Raw genomic sequence first — 23049 nt, 5'->3', positions numbered from 1 at the left:
CCGTCAGGCGAGGGCCGCGATCATCTGCGGGAACACGTCCCGCGCCGCGTCCTTGCCGATGAAGATGTCGAGGTGGCTGTAGCCGGGGATCACGTGAAGGGCATGGCGGCCGGGGGCGTGGCCGTCGAACCAGGCAAAGCTCCGGCGTTGGCTCTCCGGAAGGAAGCACTTGTTCTCCGCACCGGCGAAGAAGGTCCAGCGGGCATCGCTCCGGGGCGGTGCAGACGCGAAGTCGCCGGGCAACCGGCCGAAGGTTTGCTCCGAGACCAGGTGACCCGCCGCCTCGCAGGCGCGGATCTGTCGGAAGAAGCTGAGCGGAACATGGCCGAATTCGGTCTGGATGAAGCGGTCGTGCGTCTCGTCGTTCAGGTTCTCGTGTCGCCAGAGCGCCGGCGCGCCCGCGCCATAGGTGAAGCTGACCAGCCGGCAGGCGGTGTTGTCGCATTCATGGTGCGTGGCGCGGGTCATCAGCCCGAGCAGGCGGGGCATGATCCACGGCGTTTCATCGCCCCATCCGGGGTTCATCGAGCGCATCAGCCGCGCCAGAACCGGCACGGCGAGGCGCAGTTTCATTCGGGACCAGGGTGGCACGACAGGGTGCAGGGAGACGGCGTTGGAGACGATGGTATCCACCTGCGGCACCAGCCCGGCCAGTGCCGACATGGTGAAGGAGGTGCTGCCCTGGCAGTGGATGACGGCCTTGATCGACTCCGCGCCGGTCTCGCGAAGCACGGTTTGCACGGCTTCGGGGTGGTCGTAAACCGCCGCCTGATCGAGGGTCCAGTCGCACAGCGGGACGTCGATGCTCGCCCGCCAGTTCTCCAGCCAGACGTCATGGCCCGCGCCGAGTAGCGCGTCGATGATCGTGGTTTCCACCGGCGCGTCGAAGATGCCGCCGCGCACGCCCGCTCCGTGGACCAGCAGGACCGGGGGCTTCACCGGCGGTTCAGGACCGAGGATCTGCGTGACATTCAGGGTGAGCCCGTCCTCCGTCACGAAGGGCACGACGCGGGTGGATCTGGGTTTTCGGGTCATGGCGAGGGGGCAATGCGGTTACGTCCGACGCGGAACGGCGGAAAGGGTTGAAATGACAAGGTCTGTTCGCCTTAAAGTAACGGTATTGCAACCTTTGTTATAGTGATCGCTGATGTCGCGCCCCAAGATGAACCATTGGTACACGCCGAAACTGGGCCTCCGGACCGGGATTCGGGTGCTGCTTTCGTCGATCTTCGGCACCTTCGCGGACCGGCGGGACAGCATGGCGCTGAACGCGCCGGTTTCGGACGGGGCGATGGACCCGGCGATGGATTACAGCGCCGAAGGCGGTGCGCCGTTCTGGATCGACTACATGTCCGACACCGGCGACGGCTATGACGCGACCTTTGCCATGGCGCGGCTGCTGTGCGATCCGGCGCTGTCCGTGGACGGGCTCGATGCGCCGCTGCCCCCGGCGCGGGTGCTCGTGCTGGGCGGCGACGAGGTCTATCCGGACCCCTCCAAGGAAGAATACCAGAGGCGTCTGATCGACCCGCTGGAGCAGGCGACGCAGGAGGTGCATGGCTATCCCGAACGGGACTACGGCAGCGCGGGGCCGGATCTTTACGCGTTGCCAGGCAATCATGACTGGTACGACGGGCTGGTGTCCTTCGGCCACCTGTTCTGCCGCCGCCGCATCGCGATCCCGGGACAGGCGACGGTGCCGCGCCCGGGCCGGATCATCGCCAACTGGAGCACGCAGCAGACACGCAGTTACTTTGCCCTGAAACTGCCGGGAAACTGGTGGCTCTGGGCGGTCGATTCGCAGCTGGCGGGGTATATCGACAAGAGCCAGGTCGAGTACTTCGCCTATGTCGGACAGAGGTGGATGCAGCCCGGCGCGAACGTGATCCTCGCGGTCGCCTCGCCGGGCTGGGTGGGCGCGGCGCAGGCCGTGGACCGGACAGCTTTCGAGCAGTTCGATTTTGTCTCCACGCTGGCGGAGCGGGTCCGCGACGAGAACGGCGCGCCCAAGGGCCACCGCGTCCGGCTGGTCCTGACCGGCGATCACCACCACTACGTGCGACACGAGGAGGAGGGGGAGCAGGGGCCGATGCCGGAGACGGAGACTCCCGCGCCGCGCCCGCGCACGTTGATCGTGGCGGGCGGTGGCGGGGCGTTCCTGCACCCGACGCACCACCTCGACCCGGTGGAGCGGCACCCGCTCGGACGTCAGGAGGAAAAGCGCAATGCGCTGACCGAACGCGTCTACCGGATCGCCAGCACGGACGGGCGGGAGGCGCTCTATCCGCCGCGGGACGCGTCGCGCAGCCTTGCCATGAGAAACCTGTGGTTTGCCCTGCTGAACCCGGGCATGACCGCGACGATCTTTGCCGTCTACCTGCTGTTCATCTGGACGCTGTCGCTGTGGAGCGTGGCGATCCAGGGGCAGACCCTGCTCGGGTACATTCACGCGCAGGGCTCCGGATGGGACGCGCTCACTGCCTACCTCGGGCTGATCGGGCGGGCACCGCTGCATCTGGGCGCGGTGTTCGTCAGCCTTGCGGCCTACTACTATTTCGCCGGGCGGGTCCGGCCCGTGGTGCGCTGGACGTCGAGCCTCCTGCACTGGCTGGCGCAATCCGCCGGGGCGCTGCTCTCGGTCTGGTTCATCATGAAGGCGCTGGCCCGTCCGGTGGAGGCCAGTGCCGCCAGCGCGGTCTGGGAGGTGCCGACGGTGATCCTCGGCGCGGCGGTGGGCGCGTTGGTCTTCGGGACGATCTTCGGCCTGTACCTGCTGATCCAGCTCAACGTCTTCGGTCGCCATTTCAACGAGGCCTTCTCGTCGATCCGCATCGACCAGTACCGCAATTTCCTGCGGATGAAGATCGGCACGGATGGTGCGCTGACGGTCTATCCCATCGGCCTGCGGGCGGTGCCCGGAGCGGATGAGGACGAGCGGCCGCGGCCGGAGATGATCGAGGCGCCGATCCGTTTCGAGCCGTAGGCGGGGCCTGCATGTTTTTGGGAAACCGGGAAAGGAGAAGGGCATGCAACGTCTGTCGAAGCCGGGGACGGCGCTGGAGGCGCAGTATGACGCGGTGGTGGTCGGGTCCGGGTACGGCGGCGGGGTCGCCGCCTCGCGGCTGGCGCGGATGGGCTTTCGCGTGGCGGTGCTGGAGCGCGGGCTGGAGTACCTTCCGGGCGAGTTTCCGGACACCGCGTGGGAGGCCGCCCGGGCGTTCCAATCCACCTCGCGGCTCGGTCACATCGGCCGCGAGAGCGCCCTGTTCGACCTGCACGTCGGCGATGACATCTCGGTCCTCGTCGGCTGCGGGCTGGGCGGCACCTCGCTGATCAATGCCAATGTCTCGCTGCAACCCGATGCCCGCGTGTTTGACGATCCGGCCTGGCCGGAGGCGCTGCGGGCCGACGGTGCGCTTGCGGAAGGCTACCGCCGGGCGGCGGCGATGCTGCAACCGGCGGTCTATCCGGCGGACTGGCCTGCGCTGGCGAAGTTCGCGGCGCTGCAGACCTCCGGCGCGGCGCTCGGCACTCCGGCCAAACCCGTGCCGATCAACGTGCGCTTCGAGAGCGGGCCGAATGCGGCGGGGGTCGAACAACCCGCCTGCACGCTCTGCGGCGATTGCTGTTCCGGCTGCAACACCGGGGCAAAGACCACCACGGCAATGACCTACCTCGCCGATGCGGTCGCGCATGGGGCGCAGATCTTCTGCGGGCTGGCGGTGGACCACGTGAGCCGCGAAGGGGCGCTCTGGCGGGTGGCCTACCGGATGACAACGGGCGGGCGCGACCGGCTCGGCGATGACCTCCTGCACATCCACGCAGGCAAGGTCGTGCTCGGCGCCGGAACGCTCGGCTCCACACGTATCCTGCTGCGGTCGCGCGAGGAGGGGCTGCGCCTGTCGCCGTGCCTGGGTGAGCGGTTCTCGGGCAACGGCGACGTCCTGGCCTTCGGCTACAACAATGACGTTCCGGTGAACGGCGTCGGCCTGGGCGAACACGCCATTGGCTACGATCCGCGCAGCGGCGACCACGCGCCTGTCGGGCCCACCATCGTCGCCGCCATCGACCGGCGCGGCACCGAGGCGCTGGAGGATGGCATGATCATCGAGGAGGGTGCGATCCCCGGCGGTCTCGCGGACCTGTTGCCGCCGGTGATGGCCGCGACCGCCGGGGCCCTTGGCGAAGACACGGACACCGGCGACTGGCTGCCGGAGCGGCTGCGCGAACTCGACAGCCTCGTGCGCGGGGGGCGTCATGGCGCGGTGGCGCATACGCAGACCTATCTGGTCATGTCGCATGATGGCGCGGACGGGCGACTGGCGCTCGACGGCGGCCGCCTCGCGATCCACTGGCCGGACGTCGGGCACCGCCCGCAGTTCGCCCGCGTCGCGGACGCATTGAGAACGGCGACACAGGCTATCGGCGGCACCTACGTGCCGAATCCGGTCTGGACCGATCTGACGGACAAGGCGCTGATCACCGTGCACCCGCTCGGTGGCTGCCCGATGGGCCAAAGCGCGGGCACCGGCGTGGTGGACGGCGATTGCCGGGTGTTCGACGGGGCCGGGGGCGTGCACCCGGGCCTCTACGTCTGCGACGGCGCGGTGCTGCCACGCTCGGTCGGGGTCAACCCGCTGCTGACCATCACCGCCGTGGCGGAACGGGCCATGACGCGGCTGGCGGAGGCGACAGGCCGCAGTCTCGACACCGACGCCCCGACACCCGCCTTGCCCGCGCAGATGGCGGCGCCCGTCGGCCTGCGGTTCACCGAAAGGATGGCAGGCCAGATGACGCCTGTGCAAGGCGGTGCGCCGGTGGCCTGCCATTTCGTCGCGACGATCACCATGGAGAACGCGCAGGCGTTCTTTTCCGATCGGACGGCGACGGCGGAGATCACCGCAACCGTCATGGCCCCGATGGTCTCGCCGGAGCCGTTGACAGCAGTCGATGGCCGCTTCCGGCTGTTCTCGGACCATCCGGAGGTTCCGGGGGCCAAGGCGATGGAGTACACCCTGCCTCTGACCGCGAAAGATGGCCGCAAGGCCCTGTTCATCGGGTTGAAGACCATCCGGGACGATCCCGGTTTCGACGTCTGGACCGACACCACGACGCTCGATTGCCGTCTGATCGCGGGGCATGACCCGGGTGGCGCGGTGCTGGCGCAGGGCAGGCTGACCATCGCCATCCCGGACTTCATCCGGCAGTTGTCCACCATGGAGGTGCTGAACGCGCCCACCGTGGCGGCGCGGGCGCGGGTGATGGCGGGCTTCGCGCGGCTGTTCGGCGGGAAACTGGTGGAGACCTATCTCGCGGGCGGGGCGGGCACCGCCTGACCGGAGCCGCCCTGCCGATCCGGCCCCGCCGTCAAACTGACTGCTTTTCCCTGCGGATGGTCGCTGGTAAACCATCGCAAACCCGGCGGCGCGGCTAACCCTGTGGCACCGGATCACGCCCCACGGAGGATGCCATGCCGTTCCGCGCCCTGTTTCCCGCCCTGTTCGCGACCCTCGCCAGCCCCGCGTTGGCGCAGGACGACGCCACGGGAACGCTGAGTCTCGAACTCAACTCCGTCGCCGCGCAGGAAGGGGACTGCCGCATGAGCTTTGTCGTCCTGAACGGGCAGGCGGTGGACCTGACGTCGGTCGTGCTCGAGGCGGTGCTGTTCGACGCGGACGGGGCGGTGGACCGGCTGACGCTGTTCGATTTCGGGGCCTTGCCGACGGGCCGCACCCGGGTGCGGCAGTTCGTGGTCCCGGATCTGGCCTGCGAACGCCTCGGCAAGGTGCTCATCAACGGTGCCCAGACCTGCGATGCGGCGGATGGCACGGCGGGCCTGTGCATGGACGGGCTGACCCTTTCCACCCGCATCGGCGTCGAGGTGATCGGATGAGCGCACTGGCGGACAGCCTGCGCCAGATCTATGACCTCGGCGGTCCCGTGGTCCTGCTGCTCGGCGTGCTGTCGGTGCTGGTGATGACGGTCGTGCTCTACAAACTGTGGCAATTCGCGGCGGCGGGGGTCGGGCGGCACAAGGCGCTGGCGCAGGCGGTCGCGGCCTGGGACGCCGGGGATCGCGCGGCGGCGCGCGGGCACCTTGGCCGATCGCGCAGCTACCTCGCGCCGGTGGTGGAGATGGCGATGGCCGGGCAGGGCGACGCGGAGCGGCTGGAGGCGGAGGCGGAGCTACGCTTTGCCACGCTCGAACGCGGCTTCCGCCTGCTCGATTCCGTCGCGCAGCTGGCACCGCTTCTGGGTCTCTTCGGCACCGTGCTGGGCATGATCTCCGCCTTCCAGGCGTTGCAGGCGGCGGGCAGCCAGGTCGATCCGTCGATCCTGGCGGGTGGCATCTGGGTTGCCTTGCTGACCACTGCCGTCGGCCTCGCCGTCGCCATGCCGACCACCGCGATCCTGAGCTGGCTGGAGGCGCGGATGGACAAGGAGCGGGTGCTGGCGTCCAGCGCCCTGCACACCATCCTCTCCCCGAATGGCAAAGGCGGCATCAAGGAGGCCCGGGCTGCCCATGCGTAAACCCGCCCGCCGCCGCCGCCTTGCGCTGACCTCGCTGATCGACGTGATCTTCCTGCTGCTGCTGTTCTTCATGCTGAGCTCGACCTTCACCCGTTTTGCCGAGGTCGAGCTTGCGGCGGACGGCGCGGGCGGCGCGGCGTCCGGGGCGGCCAAGCCGTTTTTCCTGCGGCTGTCGCCAGCCGGTCTGGACCTCAACGGCACACCCGTCGCGCTGGATGCGCTGAAATCCCGCCTTGGCGAGGAGGCTCCGGTCGTGCTCGTCTCCCTGGCCGAGGCCGTCACGGCGCAGCGCCTGACCGACCTGCTCGTCGCCCTGCGGGCCGTGCCGGGGGTGCAGGTCACCGTGCTGGAGCGGTCCTGACATGCGCAGGCGGCGGGCCAGATCCGAGCGTGAGCCGACGATTGCGCTGATCAACATCGTCTTCCTGATGCTGATCTTCTTCCTCGTCGCGGGAACCCTGTCGCGCCCGCTCGATCCCGATCTGACATTGGTGCGCACCGCAGACCTCGACCGCCAGACCCCCGCCGACGCCCTGGTCGTCTTCGCGGACGGGCGGCTGTCGTACCAGGGTCAGGGGGTGGCCTCCGCGGCGGATCATGTCGCGGGCCTTGATGCCGAGGCGCTCAAACGCGTCCGGCTGGTGCCGGACCGGGACCTGCCCGCGCAGACGCTTGTGCGGCTTGGCCGCGAGCTCAGGGCGGCGGGCGCCGGACAGGTGGTGATCGTCACCGAGCGGGGGCTGCCATGATCGCCACCTCGCGCAGCGTCAAACTCGCGGCCCTGCTGCTGGCGGGTAGCGCCCATGTGGCGCTGGCGCTGGTGCTCCTGCGCGAGCCGGTGAGGCTGGAAGGGGCGCGAGGTGCGGCGGAGGTCAGGCTGGGCGCGTCCTTCGCCGACATGGTCCAGGGCACGCTGAGCGCAGTACCGGCAGAAGCGGTAACGACGACGGCGGAACAGGCCACGGCGGACCCGATCCGTCCCGCCCAAGCGGAGAGCCTCAAGGCAGAGGCAAGTCCAATGACGGCAGTTGCCAGGGCGGAAACGACCCTGCCGGTGGCAAGACCGCGTGTCGCCGATACTGCCGAGGCCGCCAGAACGCCGACAGTCGTGCCACCAGACAGCGCCGCGCCGACCGTCCCGGACGCCCTGCTGCAAACCACCGCAGCCGCCCCGGCCACGGCTCCGCTTTCCCCCACGGCATCGGCATCTGTTGCGCCTGCCGAGACAGGCGCCCTGCCGGAGCCGCCCCTGCGGCCTGCCGAGGTGGCACGTGCCGAACCGCTGGAAAGTACCACGCCGCAGACCGCCGCCGTCACACGCTCCCGGCGTCCGCCGGAGGCGCGCAGCGCGGCCTTCGAACAGGCGGTTGCCGAGAAGGCGAGGGCCTTTGCCCAGAGCCGGACGCCGCGCCGGACCGAAGCCACGTCCGCCAAACCGGCGAAGACCGGCAATGCCGCACGCGACGCCCGCGCCGGATCGGTCACCGGAACGCGGACCTCCAAGGCCGGCGCAAGCGGTTCGGGCGGCAAGACCCGGGAGGCCACCGGCAGCGCGGCGGCGAGCAATTATCCCGGGAAGGTCATGGCCTGCGCCTCCCGTGGCAGTCGCGCCGGGGTGCGTGGGGGCGGAGTCGCCGTGGTCAGTTTCAGCGTTTCCGGCAACGGGCGCATCACCGGGGTTGCTCTGGCGAAACCCTCCGGCAATCCGGAACTGGACCGGGTTGCGGTCAAGCGCATTCGCGGTGTCGGCTCCTGTCCGCCGCCGCCGCCCGGCGCACCGCGCCAGTTCGTGATCCGCGTCACGTCCCGATAGTTCACGCCGTGTTGACCTGCTCAGGCGGGTCGAAGATCGCGTTTCCGCTCGCCTCCTGCACGTCCGCCACCCGGCGCAGCGTATTTCAATCCCGGTCGATCCCGGGGATCGCGGAAACTTCACACGGCGGCTCGGACCTGCACGGTGCCGCGCCGCGTCGCTAGCCCATGCTGCTGCCACGCCCGGTGCCCCGGCGCAGGGCGCGTTGGCGGTCCTGGTTGCGGCTCCAGAGGGCCACCCCGATGGCGAAGGCGATGTAGACGCCGCCGAGACACAGCATGATCAGCCCGGGGATCGGCCCGACCGCCGCGCGGTCGACGATCTGGGAGAAAGCCGTCGCGGGCTCGGGGTGCACCGTCAGCTTGGCGAGATAGGCCAGAGTCTGGATCAGCAGGATCCAAAGGTAGTTGCTGCGCACCCGGCGGCCCAGGGCAGTCATCATGCTGACATGGTACTCGGGCCGCCAGTAGTCCTCGGCCAGCGTCTTCTGCCAGTTCTCCTCCAGGTGCAGGTCGCCGTCATGCAGCATCGGCGCATAGAAATGCGTCTCCATCCACCGGCAGCGTGCCCGCCAGACATTGAAGAACCGATAACGCCGCGCTTCGAGAAACAGGAAGAACATCAAAAGGATACCGACCAGGACCAGAGGCAGCGCCGAGGCCGTCGGCGCGGCAAAGGTGATCGAGAGGGCGATCCCCAGCGTCACCACCGACCAGTTCGTCGTGGTATCGAGCCGGGTGCGCCAGATCGTCGAGCGGTAGACCTCGGCGCGATAGAGATGCGCCACCGCTCCGATCTCCGCGGCATTGAGGTCCTTGCGTTTCTCCTCCGCCATGGCGGTCCTCCCCTGCACCGCCATCCTTGCACGCGGCGGCGGGCCGGTCAAAACCTCCTGCGCGGGCGGGCGGTATCTGGGCGGGAAAAACGCAGGCGTCTGTCCTTGCAAGAGAGGCACCAGACCGGTTCCCTCGCTGGCAACCAAAACTGCAAGCCGCGGCTTGCGCGGACAGGGCCGGCCGTCTGCCGGTCACAACGCACGGGGACACGCTGCAATCCGGCGCGCGGAGCCACGATCTGTGCGGTGTGTGCAATGTCGCATGCAAGGGTCAGGCGCTGCACCCTGGCGCATGTGCGACCGATGTCCGTCACGCTATCCCGCGTGCCCTCGTAGATGCCATCGCCGAACGTCCGCACCCGGATCGACGGCACCCGGTGCAGCCATTGCCCTTTTCTTTCGATGGCGATCTGTGCCAGATAGGCGACCGACCCACCACGCGCTTGCATTCCATGACGAGAGCGGGGATCGAACAACGATTTGTGGATCGGAATGAATGGAGCACGTCTCGGTTTGCCAAACGAGAGGCACAATGCAATGAAATCAACTGTTTGCGGTAACGCAAGGTTGAGCGTCGCCCCGATGATGGACTGGACCGACCGACATTGCCGATATCTGCATCGGCTGATGACGGCGGAAGCCTTGCTGTACACGGAGATGGTCACGGCACCGGCGCTGGTGCGCGGGGGGGCGGTGCATTTGCTGGAGTACAATCCCGAGGAGCATCCGGTTGCGCTGCAATTGGGAGGCTCTGACCCGGTGGAGCTTGCGCGGGCGGCGCGGCTCGGGGCGGAGGCGGGGTATGACGAGATCAACCTCAACTGCGGCTGTCCGAGCGACCGGGTGCAATCGGGCACCTTCGGGGCGATCCTGATGCGGACGCCGGAGCTTGTCGCGGATTGCTGCAAGGCGATGAGGGATGCGGTGCAGACCGAGGTAACGGTAAAATGCCGCATCGGGGTCGATGACCAGGATCCGGAGCGGGTGCTGCCGGATTTCATCGAAACCGTCGCCGCCGCCGGGGTGACGCGGTTCCAGATCCATGCCCGCAAGGCCTGGCTCCAGGGGCTTTCGCCGAAGGAGAACCGGGACATCCCGCCGCTGGACTACGACCTCGTCAAACGCATGAAGCGGGCGTTTCCGCATCTCCACATGAGCGTGAACGGCGGCGTGGAAAGCCTTGACGAGGCAGAGGAATTCCTGAACGCGGGTTTCGACGGCGTGATGGTCGGGCGCGCCGCCTATCACCGGCCCTGGGACATCCTGGGCGAAGCGGATGCGCGCCTGTTCGGGGCCGCGCCAGGTGCCAACACACCCGAAGACATCGCCCGCGCCATGTTGCCCTATACAGAGGCGCACTTGACCTCGGGGGGCAAGTTGCATCAGGTGACGCGGCACATGCTGGGCCTCTTTGCAGGGCGCCCCGGTGCGCGTCTGTGGCGGCGGGTCCTTTCCGAAGGGGCGTCGCGCCCGGGTGCCGGACCGGAGCTGATCGAGGAGGCGCTGGCGCAGGTCGAGCAGGGACAAGCCGCATGACATATGATTTCGCCACGCTGTTGCCACTCATCGTGCTGATGATGGCCTCCTCCGCCTTTGCCGGTGTCCTCGCCGGGCTGTTCGGCGTCGGCGGCGGGATCGTTCTGGTGCCGGTTTTCTACTTCGTGTTCAGCGGGCTCGGCTATGCCGGACCGATGCTGATGCAGGTCTGTCTGGCCACCTCGCTGGCTTCCATCATCGTGACCTCCATCCGCTCCGTGCACTCGCACAACAAGAAGGGCGCGGTGGACTGGGCCGTGCTCAGGACCTGGGCGCCCGGGATCGTCATCGGCGCCATCGTCGGGATGCTCACGGCGGCGGGACTGCGCTCGGTGGCGCTGGCGGTGATCTTCGGCGTGCTGGCCGGGCTGGTCGGGCTCTACATGGCTTTCGGCAAGCAGCACTGGCGGCTGGGCCAGCAGATGCCGACGGGGATTGCCCGCGCGGTGCTTTCGCCTCTGGTCGGATTTCTCTCGGTGCTCATGGGCATCGGCGGCGGCAGCTTCGGCGTGCCGCTGATGACGCTTTACAACATGCCGATGCACCGGGCCGTGGCGACGGCGGCGGGCTTTGGCCTCCTGATCGCGGTGCCTTCGGTGATCGGGTTCCTGATGCTGACCGTCGCGGATGCGCCGCCCTACACGATCGGCGCGGTCAACGTCCCGGCGTTCCTGATCGCGGTGTCGATGACACTCATCACCACGCCCTGGGGCGCGAAACTGGCCCATGCCTTGCCGGCGCTGACCCTGCGCCGGACCTTCGCGGTCTTCATCCTGATCGTGTCGGCGAACATGCTGCGCAAGGCATTGATGGGCTGAGAGGACACAATACGGCCCACCGGGGCCGATTGTTTCCAAACCCTCATAAGCACAGAAAAACCTTGGCAAAATTGTGGCGTTAAGCAATTGTTAACCGATTGCTTCTGGAGGGTGCGTCATGGTTTTGCTTTGGACGTTGTTGCCGCTGCTGCTGCTCGGCGCGGTGATGGATTTTGGCGGTGGATCGTCGGACGATGACGGCGACGGGGGCGCTGGCTCCGGCGGAGGTGCGTCACCGCAGCCGGGACAGGGCACCAATGGTGACGATGTCATCGACCTGGGGTCCGGGGACGATGTCTATCTGGCGCTGAACGGAAACGATCTGGTCTATGCCGGGATCGGCAACGACGCGGTGGACGGCGGGGCAGGCAATGATACCCTGCATGGCCAGGACGGAAATGACAGCCTTGTCGGGGGCATCGGTGAGGACAAGATCCTCGGCGGTGACGGCGACGACATCCTCAACGGCGGCGATGGCGACGACAAGCTGCTGGGTGAAGCGGGCAACGACAACATCGTTGGCCAGGGGGGCAACGACACCATCAACGGCGGCGACGGGAGCGACACGGCGGACGGCAGCGAAGGCAATGACACGCTCTACGGCGGTCTTGGCGACGACAACCTCAGCGGCGGCATCGGCGACGACATGCTCTTCGGAAACGAGGGCAACGACACGCTGGCCGGGGATGCCGGGAACGATACCCTGCGCGGGGATTACGGGCGGGATGTTCTGCTCGGCGGCGATGGAAACGACCTGCTCTACATCAACCGCTACAGCGGGGTCGACGGCAGCGACACGCTGATCGGCGATGATGGCGACGACACGCTCGAAGGCGGTAACCAGAACGACTACCTCGACGGAGGCAACGGCAATGACGTGATCACCGGCTTCGGCGGCACCGATACGGCGGACGGCGGCGCGGGGGATGACATCATCTCCGCCGAGTTCGTGCGGGGCGGGGACGGGGCGGACCAGATCGCGCTGGATGGCGCCATCTCGGTGGCCGGGAACGCGGGGCCGGACAGCTTTGTCTATGACCCGTCGTCCGTTTCGCCCACCGCGACGGCGGCGGTCATCACCGATTTCGATTACACGGGCGCCGATCAGGACATGATTGTCGTCGAGGTGCCCGCGGCGGGTTCCGCCGGGGCGCAGATCACCATCGAACCTCAGGGAAACGATGCGCTCGTGATGCTGGAACTGGACGGCAACTTCTACGAAGTCGCCCGGGTCGCGGGCGGCGCGACCAGCCTTACAAGCGATTTCGTGACGGTGGTTGCGGCCTAATCTTCGGAGCGGCGCGCCAGACGCGCCGCCCGTCCACCCCGGCGCTGTGCCAGCTTCGGCGCACGGGAGGGCAACTCGGCCATGATGGCGCGACGGGTTTCCGGGTCCATGCGCGACCACTGGGTGATCTCGTCGATCGAGCGCAGGCAGCCCGCGCAGAGCCGGGCTTCCGGATGGATGACGCAGACCTTTGTGCAGGGGCTTTCGATTTCGTTGCGCTTCCAGATTTCGTCTTTCATGCCGAAGCCTTACCCAAGGTGACGCAGGCGGTCCAGCGCCCCTTGCAGGATATACCCCGCCGCGACGTGATCTATGACCTCGGAGCGACGTTTTCGTGACGTATCCGCCTCCAGAAGCGCCCGTTCGGCGGCAACGGTGCTCAGGCGCTCGTCCCAGAAGGTGATCTGCCCCTGCCACAGACGGTCGAAATTCCGGGCAAAGGCACGGGTCGACTGGCAGCGCGGCCCTTCCGAGCCATCCATGTTGCGCGGCAGGCCGAGCACGATGCCGGTGATCCCGCGCTTTTGCAGGATCGCCAGCAGCGCATTCGCGTCCTCGGTGAACTTCTTTCGCCTGATCGTCTCCAGCGGCGTCGCGATGCTGCGCAGGCTGTCGGAGACCGCGACTCCGATGGTCTTGGTCCCGAGATCGAGGCCCGCAATCGCGCTCATCGGCGTGAGCGCCCCGGCAAACTCGGCGATATCGTCGTGGATCATTCCGCGATCCCGGCCCGCTCGGCGGCGGCGCGGATGGTCGCCAGCGCCTCCGGCGTCTCGGCAAAGCGGGTCTGCGCCTCGGCCCAGATCGCCCTGGCCTGATCCGCATCGCCCAGCACCATGAGCGAGGAGATCAGCCGCGCCCATTCCTCCGGGGTGCCGCCCTCGGTCGCCAGCCGGTCGGACAGCTGGCCGACCATGCCGCGGATCATCTCCATGCGCGCCTCGGGCGTCATGTCCTGCGCCGCGGCCACGTCCCCGGCACTCGGCCCGCGCAGCATCGGAGGCGTGACACCCGGGATCTGGTAATCGGTCTCCCCGGCGCGGAACGCCAGTTCCTGGATCTGCTCGCGGATCGCGGGCAGCCAGGGCGCGTCCGGCTCGCTCTCGCGCAGGAGTTGGTCCCACATGCGGAAGGCGACATCCGGGCGTCCGGTCTGCGCCATCATCAACCCGCCGTAATACCGCGCGACGCCGTTGCGCGGGTCGCGGGCGAGGGCTTCTTCCAGCGCCTTCTGCGCCTCCGGCGAGACATAGCCCCCGGCGGCGATCACCATCATGTCGGCGAGGTCGGCATAGTCCTTCGCGGTGACCTGGTCGCCCTTGAGCTCGGTCACCCGCGCCAGCGCCTTCCAGGCCTCGGTGAAATTGCCCAGGGCCGCCTCGGACCGCGCCAGCAACATGTGCCCGCGCAAATCGTCCGGACGCTCCGCCACGGCGGCCCGCAGTTTCTGCACGAGTTCCGTGTACTCGGCGGGCGCATCCACCGGCGCGGCGGGGGGCAGGTTCTCTTCCGCAACCGCCTGCCCGGGACGGTTCTCCCGCGCTTCCTTGGCCGCCGCGATGCGGCCGGCCAGCGGCAGATCCGGATAGCCCGGCGCGCCCAGAATAATGTAGGTTCCGGCGCCGCCACCGACGATCAGCACCGCCAGCATCGCGGCGAGCATGCCGCTGTAGCCGCTGGCCTCGCGGCTGTGCCCGGCTGTCTGCGCCTTGGCGTCGGCGGCGAGGATGCGGCGGGAGACTTCCGTGCGCAGCCGCTCGGCCTCCTCGGACGGGATCACGCCACGCGCCGCGTCACGGTCGATTTCCGCCAGCTGATCGCGATAGACCTGCAGATCGAAGGCCGCCGCAGGCGTCGCACCCGCACGCCCGCGCATGATCCCGCGCGCCAGCAGCGCGGCGACTGCAAGGGCCAGCCCGATCGCGACAATCCAGAACAGCATGGCGTCTCCAACTTCCATTCGTCCCCTTGCATCTATGGCAGGAGCGCGCCGGAAAAAAGGGCAAAAGCCGCGACAGGCGGCCCCATGTCGCAACTGTCCCGAATTGTGACGGTTGCAGGCGCAGCACGGGACGCTATCACCATTAGTCAGAACGCCAAGACAGGCCATTTCCCGGATTCGATGCCATGCCCCTGAACACCTCTCCGAAGAAACGTTACTCGGTCTTCGCCGTTGCCCGCGAGGCGGCGCGCTATCACACGGGCTGGGAACGGGCGTGGCGAAAGGCGACGCCGAAAAAGCGCTATGACGTGGTCATCGTCGGGGCCGGGGGCCACGGTCTCGCCACCGCCTATTACCTCGGACGCAACTTCGGCATCACCAATGTCGCGGTGATCGAGAAGGGCTGGCTCGGCGGCGGCAACACCGGACGCAACACCACCATCATCCGCTCGAACTACCTGCAGGACCCTTCCGCGGCGATCTACGAGAAGGCCCGCTCGCTCTACGAGACGATGTCGCAGGACCTGAACTACAACGTCATGTTCTCGCCGCGCGGCGTCATCATGCTCGCCCAGACCGAGCACGAGGTGCGCGGCTACAAGCGCACCGCCCATGCCAACGTGCTGCAGGGTGTGACCACCGAGTTCATTTCTCCCCAGCGCGTCAAGGAGATCGTGCCGATCATCAACCTCGACGGCCCGCGTTACCCGGTGCTTGGCGGGCTGTGGCAGGCCCGGGGAGGCACCGCCCGGCATGACGCCGTGGCCTGGGGCTATGCCCGCGCCTGTTCCGACATGGGCATGGACATCATCCAGAAATGTGAAGTCACCGGCATCCGCCAGCACGGCGGTGAGGTGCGCGGCGTCGACACCACCCTCGGCCCCATCGACTGCGACAAGCTCGGCATCGTCGTCGCCGGTCACTCCGGTGTGCTGGCGGAGATGGCTGGCTTCCGCCTGCCGATCGAGTCCGTGGCGCTGCAGGCGCTGGTCTCCGAGCCGATCAAGCCGGTGATGGACTGCGTCGTCATGGCCAACACCGTGCACGGCTACATGTCGCAGTCCGACAAGGGCGAGATGGTCATCGGCGGCGGCGCCGACGGCTTCAACAACTACACCCAGCGCGGCAGCTTCCACCACATCGAGGAGACGGTGCGGGCGCTGATCGAGACCTTCCCTATGGTCTCCCGCCTCAAGATGCTGCGCCAGTGGGGCGGTATCGTGGACATGACCGGCGACCGCTCGCCGATCCTGTCGAAGACGCCGCTTCAGGGCTGCTTCATCAACTGCGGCTGGGGCACCGGCGGCTTCAAGGCGATCCCCGGCTCCGGCTGGGGCATGGCGGAACTCATCGCCAAGGGCCACTCGCCGCTGACCGACGAATTCAGCATGTTCCGCTTCCGCGAAGGCAAGTTCATCGACGAAAGCGTCGCGGCGGGGGTCGCGCACTGATGCGGAACCTTTTCCACAGGACCGGGGTTCAGTCTGCAAATCGAAATTGCAGAGGTACAGACCCATGTCCGATTCCACGCATCACAACACCACAACAACCACCACGACGGATCGCGGTGGCAACTCCGGGATTGCCTTCATCGTCGGCATCCTCGTCGTTGTCGTCGCCGTCATCGGCTTCTTCGTGTTCACCAATGTCGGTGTCTCCGGCTCGGACGCGTCCGACATCAATGTCACCATCGAGGAAAGTGCGCCGGCCGCTGACGCCCAGGGCGCTGCTCAGGATGCTGCCAACGCCGTCGAAGGCGCTGCCAAGGCTGTCGAAGACGCCGCAAACGGCAACTGACACGATTTTCCGCGACATCCGGATCGGCTGCGCCGCTGGCGTGGCCGGTTCGCACGGCTCCGTCCAAGACCGCGGCCTGACCGCGGACCTTCGCCGCCCCCTTATCCCGCACAGATCAGCCGTCCTTGCGGCCGCCCAAGGCGGCACCATGGCCGCGGCCATGCGCTTTCGGCGCACGACCGGCTCTGACCGGCAGCGCGCGCACGGCGATCTGCAAACGCGGGTTCTTTCCACGTCTTTCTTCCGTGTCCTGCACCCTGCGGATGCACTCCCCTCCCTGTCCAGAGGAATGGCCCCATGCTGATCCTTGAATGCCCCTGTTGTGGCGTCAAAGCTGATGAAACCGAGCTTGCTCCCGGCGGCGAAGCGCACCTCAAGCGTTTCGGGCCGGGTTCCGAGGATGACGCCTTCGAAGGCTACCTCTTCCTGCGCGAGAACAAGCGCGGTGTGCATTTCGAGCGCTGGCGCCATGCCTACGGCTGCGGCAAGTGGTTCCTCGCCGCGCGCGACACCGTGACGCTTGAAGTCTTCGGCACCTATCCGGCCCAGACGACCGAGCCGCCGCAGCACATCAAGAACGCCGTCTCCGCCCGGCATCCGGGCTGGTCGTGGCGCGACCTGTCCTGATGTTTCCAATTGCTTCAAATATCCTCGGGTCCGGGGTGAAACCCCGGGTGCCCGCCACCAGCGAAGGCTCCTCCACATGAGCACACGTCTTGCCAAATCCGGCCGCCTGATCGACCGCTCCAAACAGGTTTCGTTCAGTTTCAACGGCAAACGCTTCACCGGCCACGCCGGCGACACGCTGGCGTCCGCGCTTCTGGCCAATGACCAGATGCTGATGGGCCGCAGCTTCAAGTACCACCGCCCGCGCGGCGTCGTCGCCTCGGGCGCCGAGGAGCCGAACGCGCTGGTGAACCTCGGCGAAGGCGTCACCCACGAGCCGAACGCCCGCGCCACCACGACGGAGCTGTTCGACGGGCTGAAGGCCACCTCGCAGAACCACTGGCCGAGCCTCGAATTCGACGTGGGCGCGATCAACCAGAAGTTCGCGCGTTTCCTGCCCGCGGGCTTCTACTACAAGATGTTCATCCACCCGCGTCCGTTCTGGAAGCACGTCTACGAGCCCTTCATCCGCCAGTCCGCCGGTCTGGGCAAGGCGCCGGATGCGGAGACGCGCGATCCGGACACCTACGAGCATTTCTACGCACACATCGACATTCTGATCGTCGGCGGCGGCGTTGCCGGTCTTCAGGCGGCGAAGGCAGCGGGCGAATCCGGCCTCAAGGTCATGCTGATCGAGCAGACCGCCCATTGGGGCGGGCGCACGCCGGTGGACGGCGGCGAAATCGACGGCAAACCGGCGCAGGCCTGGGTCGATGAGACCGTTGCAGCGCTGAAAGCCATGCCGAACGTGACCCTGCGCGCCCGTGTCATGGCGTCCGGCGTCTATGACCACGGCTATGTCCTCGCCTACGAGCGGCTGACCGACCACGCGCCGAAAGCGGGCGGTCCCCGTCACCGCCTCTGGCGCATCCGTTGCAAACAGATCGTCACCGCGACCGGCGCCATCGAGCGTCCGCTCAGCTTCGCGGGCAACGACATTCCCGGGGTCATGCTGGCTTCTGCCGTGCGCGATTACGTCGTCGACTACGGGGTCTCCATAGGGGACCGCACGGTTGTCGTGACCAACAACGATGACGCCTACCGCACCGCGCTGACGCTGGTTGCCAACGGTCTGTCCGTTCCGGCGATCATCGACGTCCGCGTCCATGCCGTTGCCCCGGCTCTGGTGGCAGAGGCGAAGGCGGCCGGCATTCGCGTGCTCGAAGGGCAGGCGATTGCCAAGGTCTTCGGCGGCAAGCGCGTCACCGGTGTGCACACCTGCAGCCAGGCTGGTGAAGGCGCGATGGTCGAGGAAATCGCCTGCGACTGCGTCGCCATGTCCGGCGGCTGGTCGCCCGTCGTGCACCTGTGGTCCCATTGCGGCGGCAAGCTGCTCTGGGACGAGGCGCAGGCTTTCTTCCGCCCGGACGCGAACCGTGCGCCGACGAGCTTCGACGGCAAGGCTTTCGTCATTCCGGCTGGCACGGCCAACGGTTTCCTGCATCTGAATGACGCCTTGCAAGACGCGCACGCGGCAGGAAAATCCGCTGCGGAGCGTTGTGGCGGGGCGGTTTCGGGCGCGGCCTCCAGCGGTGCATCTGCGGAGGAATCCGCGATGATGCCGGTCTGGCTCATGCCGCAGGGCGCGGGGCCGGAGCTGAAGATGAAAGCCTGGCTCGACTACCAGAACGACGTGAAGGTCTCCGACGTGCAACTCGCCGCCCGCGAGGGTTACGAGAGCGTCGAGCATACCAAGCGCTACACCACGCTCGGCATGGCAACGGATCAGGGGAAACTCAGCAACATCAACGGCCTCGCGACGCTTGCTCATGCACTGGGTGAGGACATCCCGCAGGTCGGCACCACCACCTTCCGCCCGCCGTACACGCCCATTTCCATGGGCGCGATTGCCGGCGAGGCGCGGGGCGAGATTTTCCAGCCGTTGCGGAAAACCCCGATGCACGCCTGGCACGAGGCCCATGGTGCGGAGTTCGAGCCGGTCGGCCACTGGCGCCGCCCGTACTGCTTCCCGAAGGCAGGCGAGAGCAAGCATGACGCGGTGATGCGCGAGGTGAAGAACACCCGGCAAAGCCTTGGTCTGCTTGACGCATCCACGCTTGGCAAGATCATCGTCAAGGGCCCGGATGCGGGCAAATTCCTCGACATGCTCTACACCAACATGATGAGCACGCTGAAACCGGGCAAGTGCCGCTATGGTTTGATGTGCTCGGAGAACGGCTTCCTGATGGACGACGGCGTGGTGGCGCGGATCGACGAGGAGACCTTCCTCTGCCACACCACCACCGGCGGCGCGGATCGCATCCATGCCCATATGGAAGACTGGCTCCAGTGCGAATGGTGGGACTGGAAAGTCTACACCGCCAACGTCACCGAGCAATACGCCCAGATCGCCGTGGTCGGCCCGAACGCCCGCAAGCTGCTCGAAGCGCTCGGCGGCATGGATGTCAGCAAGGAAACGCTGCCCTTCATGGAATGGAAGGACGGCACGCTCGGCGGGATTCCCTGCCGCGCCTACCGCATCTCCTTCTCCGGCGAGCTGAGCTACGAGATTGCCGTTCCGGCGAGCTATGGCCAGGCCTTCTGGGACCTCTGCATGCAGGTTGGCGCGCAGTGGAACATCACGCCCTATGGCACGGAATGCCTCCACATCATGCGGGCCGAGAAGGGCTTCATCATGATCGGCGACGAGACCGACGGCACGGTGATCCCGCAGGACCTCGGGCTGCATTGGGCGATCTCGAAGAAGAAAGAGGACTTCCTCGGCAAGCGGGCGCAGGAGCGCAGCCACATGACCGATCCGACCCGCTGGCAGCTGGTCGGGCTGGAGACGGTGGACGGCTCGGTGCTGCCCGATGGCGCCTATGCGATCAAGGACGGCCGCAACGCCAACGGCCAGCGCAATACGCAGGGCCGCGTGACCTCGACCTACCATTCGCCGACGCTGGATCGCGGGATTGCCATGGGTCTGGTGCTGAACGGGCCGGACCGCATGGGCGAAATCATCCACTTCATGAAGGACGACGGCGAGACGCTGGTCGCCGCCAAGATCGTCAGCCCGGTGTTCTTTGACCCGGAAGGGGAGAAACAGAATGTCTGAACTCGTCAGCCCGCTGAACAACGCCAGCTTTGACGGCCTGGTGAAGATCGAGGAGATCGGCCCGCTGGGCATGATCACCCTGCGTGGCGATCTCGCCTCGCACGACATGACCCACGCACTGAGCGGCGTCACCGGCGCGGCCCTGCCGCAGACGCGGCGGGCCTCGGTGGACGGGGACCGGGCCGTGCTCTGGATGTCGCCGGACGAGCTTCTGGTCCTGTGTCCCTATGCCGATGTGACCGGCGCTGTGGACACGCTGGGTCAGGCGCTGGCCGGGAGCCATTCGCTGGTTGCCAATGTTTCCGATGCCCGCGCGGTGTTCCGTCTGACCGGCGGCAACATCCGCGAGGTTCTGGCCAAGATCTCCCCCGCCGACCTCTCGCCCGAAGGGCTGCCGGTGGGCGAGGTCAAGCGGACCCGCTTCGCGCAGGTTGCGGCGGCCTTCTGGCTGACGTCGGAAGAAGAGGCCACGGTGATCTGCTTCCGCTCCGTCGCCGATTACACCTTTGCCCTGCTCAAGACCGCCGCCCACCCGGACAGCGCGGTCGGCTACTTCTGAGCGCACTCGGCCGCCGGGGTGTATCCCTCCACCCCGGCGTGTCGACGTTGACGCGCTTTCGCGTCCTTTGCGGTTGTGTTCCTGGACGGGGCAGGTACTTTGGCCGGACTGTCGTCAAGGAGTGACCATGAAGCATTTCGTCTGCGCCGCCACCGCGCTCTTTCTCGCCAATCCCGGGTTTGCTTCCCAGTTCGGCTATGAATGCCAGGTCCGGGAAATCAGTGGCGGTTCCTATATACCCGAAGTGCTTTTCATTGGCGTCGATGATCAAACCAAGGCCGTAGTCGTCTCGGACCCGGTGATCCTCTATTACAATGACCGCAAGCCCATTGCGGGCCGGATCAAGACCGACAACGCCAAGCGCACAACCTTTGCCTGGGACATCCGGATCAAGAACGATTTCAACCAGATCGCGACGATCCAGTATCGTGCGACCTACATGAAGGCGAATGGCGAGCTCAACCTGTCGGCTCTGCCGGTCGGGTATGCGGATACGTTTCGTGGCAAGGGAAAGTGCGAGAAGAAGCCGATCCGGTAACGCCGCAGCGCACCGCCGTTCAGGCAGGCGGGCGCAGGATGACCTGCGCAGATGCACGGTGCGATTTCCCGCATTGCCCTTGACGTGACCGGGCAGGCGGGACAGGTATACGGCAAGAATAACCCAAGCAAAACGGAGGAATGTCCATGGCATTCGAACTTCCCGATCTTCCCTACGCCCACGACGCACTGGCCTCCAAGGGCATGAGCCAGGAGACGCTGGAGTATCACCACGACATCCACCACAAGGCCTATGTCGACAACGGCAACAAGCTGATCGCCGGCACCGAGTGGGAAGGGAAGTCTCTCGAAGAGATCGTCAAAGGCACCTACCAGGCCGGCGCGGTTGCCCAGAACGGCATCTTCAACAACGCGTCCCAGCACTGGAACCACATGCAGTTCTGGGAGATGATGGGGCCGGGCGCCGCGGCCATGCCGGGCGAGCTGGAAAGCGCCATCAAGGAGAGCTTCGGCTCGGTCGAGAAGTTCAAGGAAGACTTCTCCGCCGCGGGCGCAGGTCAGTTCGGCTCCGGCTGGTGCTGGCTGGTGAAAGACACGGACGGCGGTCTCAAGGTCACCAAGACCGAGAACGGCGTGAACCCGCTGTGCTTCGGCCAGACCGCGCTTCTGGGTTGCGACGTGTGGGAGCACTCCTACTACATCGACTTCCGCAACAAGCGCCCCGCGTATCTCGCCAACTTCCTCGACAACCTGGTGAACTGGGAAAACGTGGCTTCGCGCCTCTGATCCCCGGTCGTCCGGAACACCAAAAGGCCCGCCATCCGGCGGGCCTTTTTTCGTCTGGTGAGGTCAGCCGCGTCTGCGTCTGCGCACCCCGGCAAGTCCGCCGAGCGCCCCGGCCATCAGCCCGAGCGCGGCGGGCAGGGGCACCGGGGCAAGCAGACCGTCGACAAGATCGGCATTGGCGTTGGACTGCACCGCGCTCAGCGAGACGTCGACGCCCGCCGCATCAAGGAAGGGCACGCCCACTGCGCCGTTTGAAATCGAATAGGCGGAGAGGGCCAGGCTGAAACGGTAGGTGGTCCCGGCCAGCAGGCTCACCGACCCGCTGTCATTCCCGAACGGGGCCACTTCGCCGGTGGTGTTGGTGGAATAGCTGTACAGGTTGACGTAGCCGAAGCCGTTGAACCGGGCGATGGAGTAGTCAACGTAATCCACGAGGTTCAGGCCCGGATCGGTATCGCCGCCGGCCCAGTTCACATCGTAATAGAGGGTGGTGTTCACATCGGGGATGAACTCTACCCAGAGGTCGGCCTGGCTGCGGATGAACGGCGGGCAGGTCGCGGTGGTGGGGTTCGCGATGCATTCGGCCTCGGTTGTCACGTCGGAGCTGAAATAGAAGCCGTCGCTGGTCAGCTGGCCACCTGTTGCGCCCGTGGCCTGTCCGCGTCCGATCCGCCCGGCGGAGATTTCCCCCGCGTAGCTGTCGAAGACCGAGTCCGAGAGGTATCCGCCGCCGTCCGGCGCGAAAGTGGAGGTGCGGTCCGGCGCGGTGGTTGCGGAATATCCGGGTCCGATGTTGCCGCCCGCGTGGTAATGCGTTCCGCTGAACGCCGTGTAGGTGAAGGTTGCCGCCGAAAGGCTTCCGGGAAGGGCAAACATAGCCAGCGCGATGGCCGGGATACGAAATGACAACATGGCAAGTCCT

At 66.9% G+C, this 23049-nt stretch carries 23 protein-coding genes; 17 read left to right on the top strand and 6 right to left on the bottom strand.

Annotation, left to right across the window (positions count from 1 at the left end):
• Nucleotides 1–3: 3 nt before the first annotated feature.
• The gene (locus tag ACP159_RS19095) at nucleotides 4–1035 is read right to left on the bottom strand and encodes an alpha/beta fold hydrolase (RefSeq protein WP_425101311.1); all 1032 of its coding nucleotides are present in this window, start codon (nucleotides 1033–1035) and stop codon (nucleotides 4–6) included.
• A gap of 112 nt (nucleotides 1036–1147) precedes the next feature.
• Here ACP159_RS19095 and ACP159_RS19090 point away from each other — a divergent pair, with 112 nt between their 5' ends.
• From ACP159_RS19090 to ACP159_RS19060, 7 genes are all read left to right on the top strand, one after another.
• Entirely contained in the window at nucleotides 1148–2983 is a 1836-nt protein-coding gene (locus ACP159_RS19090; protein ID WP_425101310.1) for a hypothetical protein, read from the top strand.
• A 43-nt stretch (nucleotides 2984–3026) separates the two neighbouring features.
• Nucleotides 3027–5336: a GMC oxidoreductase gene (locus ACP159_RS19085; protein WP_425101309.1), complete on the top strand. Its 2310-nt coding sequence runs from the start codon at nucleotides 3027–3029 to the stop codon at nucleotides 5334–5336.
• A gap of 134 nt (nucleotides 5337–5470) precedes the next feature.
• The gene (locus ACP159_RS19080; RefSeq protein WP_425101308.1) at nucleotides 5471–5893 is read left to right on the top strand and encodes a hypothetical protein; all 423 of its coding nucleotides are present in this window, start codon (nucleotides 5471–5473) and stop codon (nucleotides 5891–5893) included.
• Entirely contained in the window at nucleotides 5890–6531 is a 642-nt protein-coding gene (locus ACP159_RS19075; RefSeq protein ID WP_425101307.1) for a MotA/TolQ/ExbB proton channel family protein, read from the top strand. The genes ACP159_RS19080 and ACP159_RS19075 overlap by 4 nt, the downstream gene beginning before the upstream one ends.
• Complete coding sequence (locus ACP159_RS19070; RefSeq protein WP_425101306.1) at nucleotides 6524–6892, top strand: biopolymer transporter ExbD; 369 nt, start codon at nucleotides 6524–6526, stop codon at nucleotides 6890–6892. Before ACP159_RS19075 ends, ACP159_RS19070 begins: the two co-directional genes overlap by 8 nt.
• A 1-nt stretch (nucleotide 6893) precedes the next feature.
• A complete protein-coding gene (locus ACP159_RS19065; RefSeq protein WP_425101305.1) occupies nucleotides 6894–7280 on the top strand; it encodes an ExbD/TolR family protein in 387 nt (128 codons plus the stop codon).
• Nucleotides 7277–8344: a TonB family protein gene (locus tag ACP159_RS19060; protein ID WP_425101304.1), complete on the top strand. Its 1068-nt coding sequence runs from the start codon at nucleotides 7277–7279 to the stop codon at nucleotides 8342–8344. The genes ACP159_RS19065 and ACP159_RS19060 overlap by 4 nt, the downstream gene beginning before the upstream one ends.
• A 160-nt stretch (nucleotides 8345–8504) precedes the next feature.
• Here the strand turns inward: ACP159_RS19060 and ACP159_RS19055 are convergent, their stop codons facing one another.
• The gene (locus ACP159_RS19055; RefSeq protein ID WP_425101303.1) at nucleotides 8505–9179 is read right to left on the bottom strand and encodes a DUF2270 domain-containing protein; all 675 of its coding nucleotides are present in this window, start codon (nucleotides 9177–9179) and stop codon (nucleotides 8505–8507) included.
• 537 nt (nucleotides 9180–9716) lie between these two features.
• Here ACP159_RS19055 and dusA point away from each other — a divergent pair.
• From dusA to ACP159_RS19040, 3 genes are all read left to right on the top strand, one after another.
• Nucleotides 9717–10715: a tRNA dihydrouridine(20/20a) synthase DusA gene (dusA, locus tag ACP159_RS19050; protein WP_425101302.1), complete on the top strand. Its 999-nt coding sequence runs from the start codon at nucleotides 9717–9719 to the stop codon at nucleotides 10713–10715.
• Nucleotides 10712–11533 (top strand): sulfite exporter TauE/SafE family protein, encoded by an 822-nt coding sequence (locus ACP159_RS19045; RefSeq protein ID WP_425101301.1) that lies wholly within the window; start codon nucleotides 10712–10714, stop codon nucleotides 11531–11533. Before dusA ends, ACP159_RS19045 begins: the two co-directional genes overlap by 4 nt.
• Before the next feature lie 118 nt (nucleotides 11534–11651).
• Complete coding sequence (locus ACP159_RS19040; protein WP_425101300.1) at nucleotides 11652–12821, top strand: calcium-binding protein; 1170 nt, start codon at nucleotides 11652–11654, stop codon at nucleotides 12819–12821.
• Here the strand turns inward: ACP159_RS19040 and ACP159_RS19035 are convergent.
• Genes ACP159_RS19035 through ccmI form a run of 3 tightly spaced genes read right to left on the bottom strand, consistent with a single transcriptional unit; the run spans nucleotide 12818 to nucleotide 14763 of the window.
• Entirely contained in the window at nucleotides 12818–13060 is a 243-nt protein-coding gene (locus ACP159_RS19035) for a DUF1289 domain-containing protein (RefSeq protein WP_425101299.1), read from the bottom strand. The genes ACP159_RS19040 and ACP159_RS19035 overlap by 4 nt on opposite strands.
• A gap of 9 nt (nucleotides 13061–13069) precedes the next feature.
• Nucleotides 13070–13537, bottom strand: coding sequence for a Holliday junction resolvase RuvX (gene ruvX, locus ACP159_RS19030; protein ID WP_425101298.1), 468 nt, complete (start codon nucleotides 13535–13537; stop codon nucleotides 13070–13072).
• The gene (gene ccmI / locus ACP159_RS19025) at nucleotides 13534–14763 is read right to left on the bottom strand and encodes a c-type cytochrome biogenesis protein CcmI (protein WP_425101297.1); all 1230 of its coding nucleotides are present in this window, start codon (nucleotides 14761–14763) and stop codon (nucleotides 13534–13536) included. The genes ruvX and ccmI overlap by 4 nt, the downstream gene beginning before the upstream one ends.
• Before the next feature lie 185 nt (nucleotides 14764–14948).
• Between ccmI and ACP159_RS19020 the strand changes: the two genes are divergently transcribed.
• From ACP159_RS19020 to ACP159_RS18990, 7 genes are all read left to right on the top strand, one after another.
• Nucleotides 14949–16214, top strand: a complete 1266-nt coding sequence (locus tag ACP159_RS19020; protein WP_425101296.1) for a sarcosine oxidase subunit beta family protein — start codon at nucleotides 14949–14951, stop codon at nucleotides 16212–16214.
• 64 nt (nucleotides 16215–16278) lie between these two features.
• The gene (locus ACP159_RS19015) at nucleotides 16279–16560 is read left to right on the top strand and encodes a hypothetical protein (protein WP_425101295.1); all 282 of its coding nucleotides are present in this window, start codon (nucleotides 16279–16281) and stop codon (nucleotides 16558–16560) included.
• A 297-nt stretch (nucleotides 16561–16857) separates the two neighbouring features.
• Nucleotides 16858–17187, top strand: a complete 330-nt coding sequence (locus ACP159_RS19010) for a sarcosine oxidase subunit delta (protein ID WP_425101294.1) — start codon at nucleotides 16858–16860, stop codon at nucleotides 17185–17187.
• Between the two features lie 76 nt (nucleotides 17188–17263).
• Nucleotides 17264–20284: a sarcosine oxidase subunit alpha family protein gene (locus tag ACP159_RS19005; protein ID WP_425101293.1), complete on the top strand. Its 3021-nt coding sequence runs from the start codon at nucleotides 17264–17266 to the stop codon at nucleotides 20282–20284.
• Nucleotides 20277–20843 carry a sarcosine oxidase subunit gamma gene (locus ACP159_RS19000; RefSeq protein ID WP_425101292.1) on the top strand — a complete coding sequence of 189 codons (567 nt, stop codon included), beginning with the start codon at nucleotides 20277–20279 and terminating at the stop codon, nucleotides 20841–20843. Before ACP159_RS19005 ends, ACP159_RS19000 begins: the two co-directional genes overlap by 8 nt.
• A gap of 127 nt (nucleotides 20844–20970) precedes the next feature.
• Entirely contained in the window at nucleotides 20971–21381 is a 411-nt protein-coding gene (locus tag ACP159_RS18995; RefSeq protein WP_425101291.1) for a hypothetical protein, read from the top strand.
• Nucleotides 21382–21527: 146 nt separating this feature from the next.
• Nucleotides 21528–22127: a superoxide dismutase gene (locus tag ACP159_RS18990; RefSeq protein ID WP_425101290.1), complete on the top strand. Its 600-nt coding sequence runs from the start codon at nucleotides 21528–21530 to the stop codon at nucleotides 22125–22127.
• A 63-nt stretch (nucleotides 22128–22190) separates the two neighbouring features.
• Here the strand turns inward: ACP159_RS18990 and ACP159_RS18985 are convergent, their stop codons facing one another.
• Entirely contained in the window at nucleotides 22191–23039 is an 849-nt protein-coding gene (locus ACP159_RS18985; protein ID WP_425101289.1) for a VPLPA-CTERM sorting domain-containing protein, read from the bottom strand.
• Nucleotides 23040–23049 lie beyond the last annotated feature (10 nt).

The organism is Tropicibacter sp. S64, from assembly GCF_049803835.1.
Classification (GTDB): domain Bacteria; phylum Pseudomonadota; class Alphaproteobacteria; order Rhodobacterales; family Rhodobacteraceae; genus Pacificoceanicola.
Note: the sequence above shows the minus strand (reverse complement) of the source record. Positions and strands in the feature narration are given on the sequence as shown.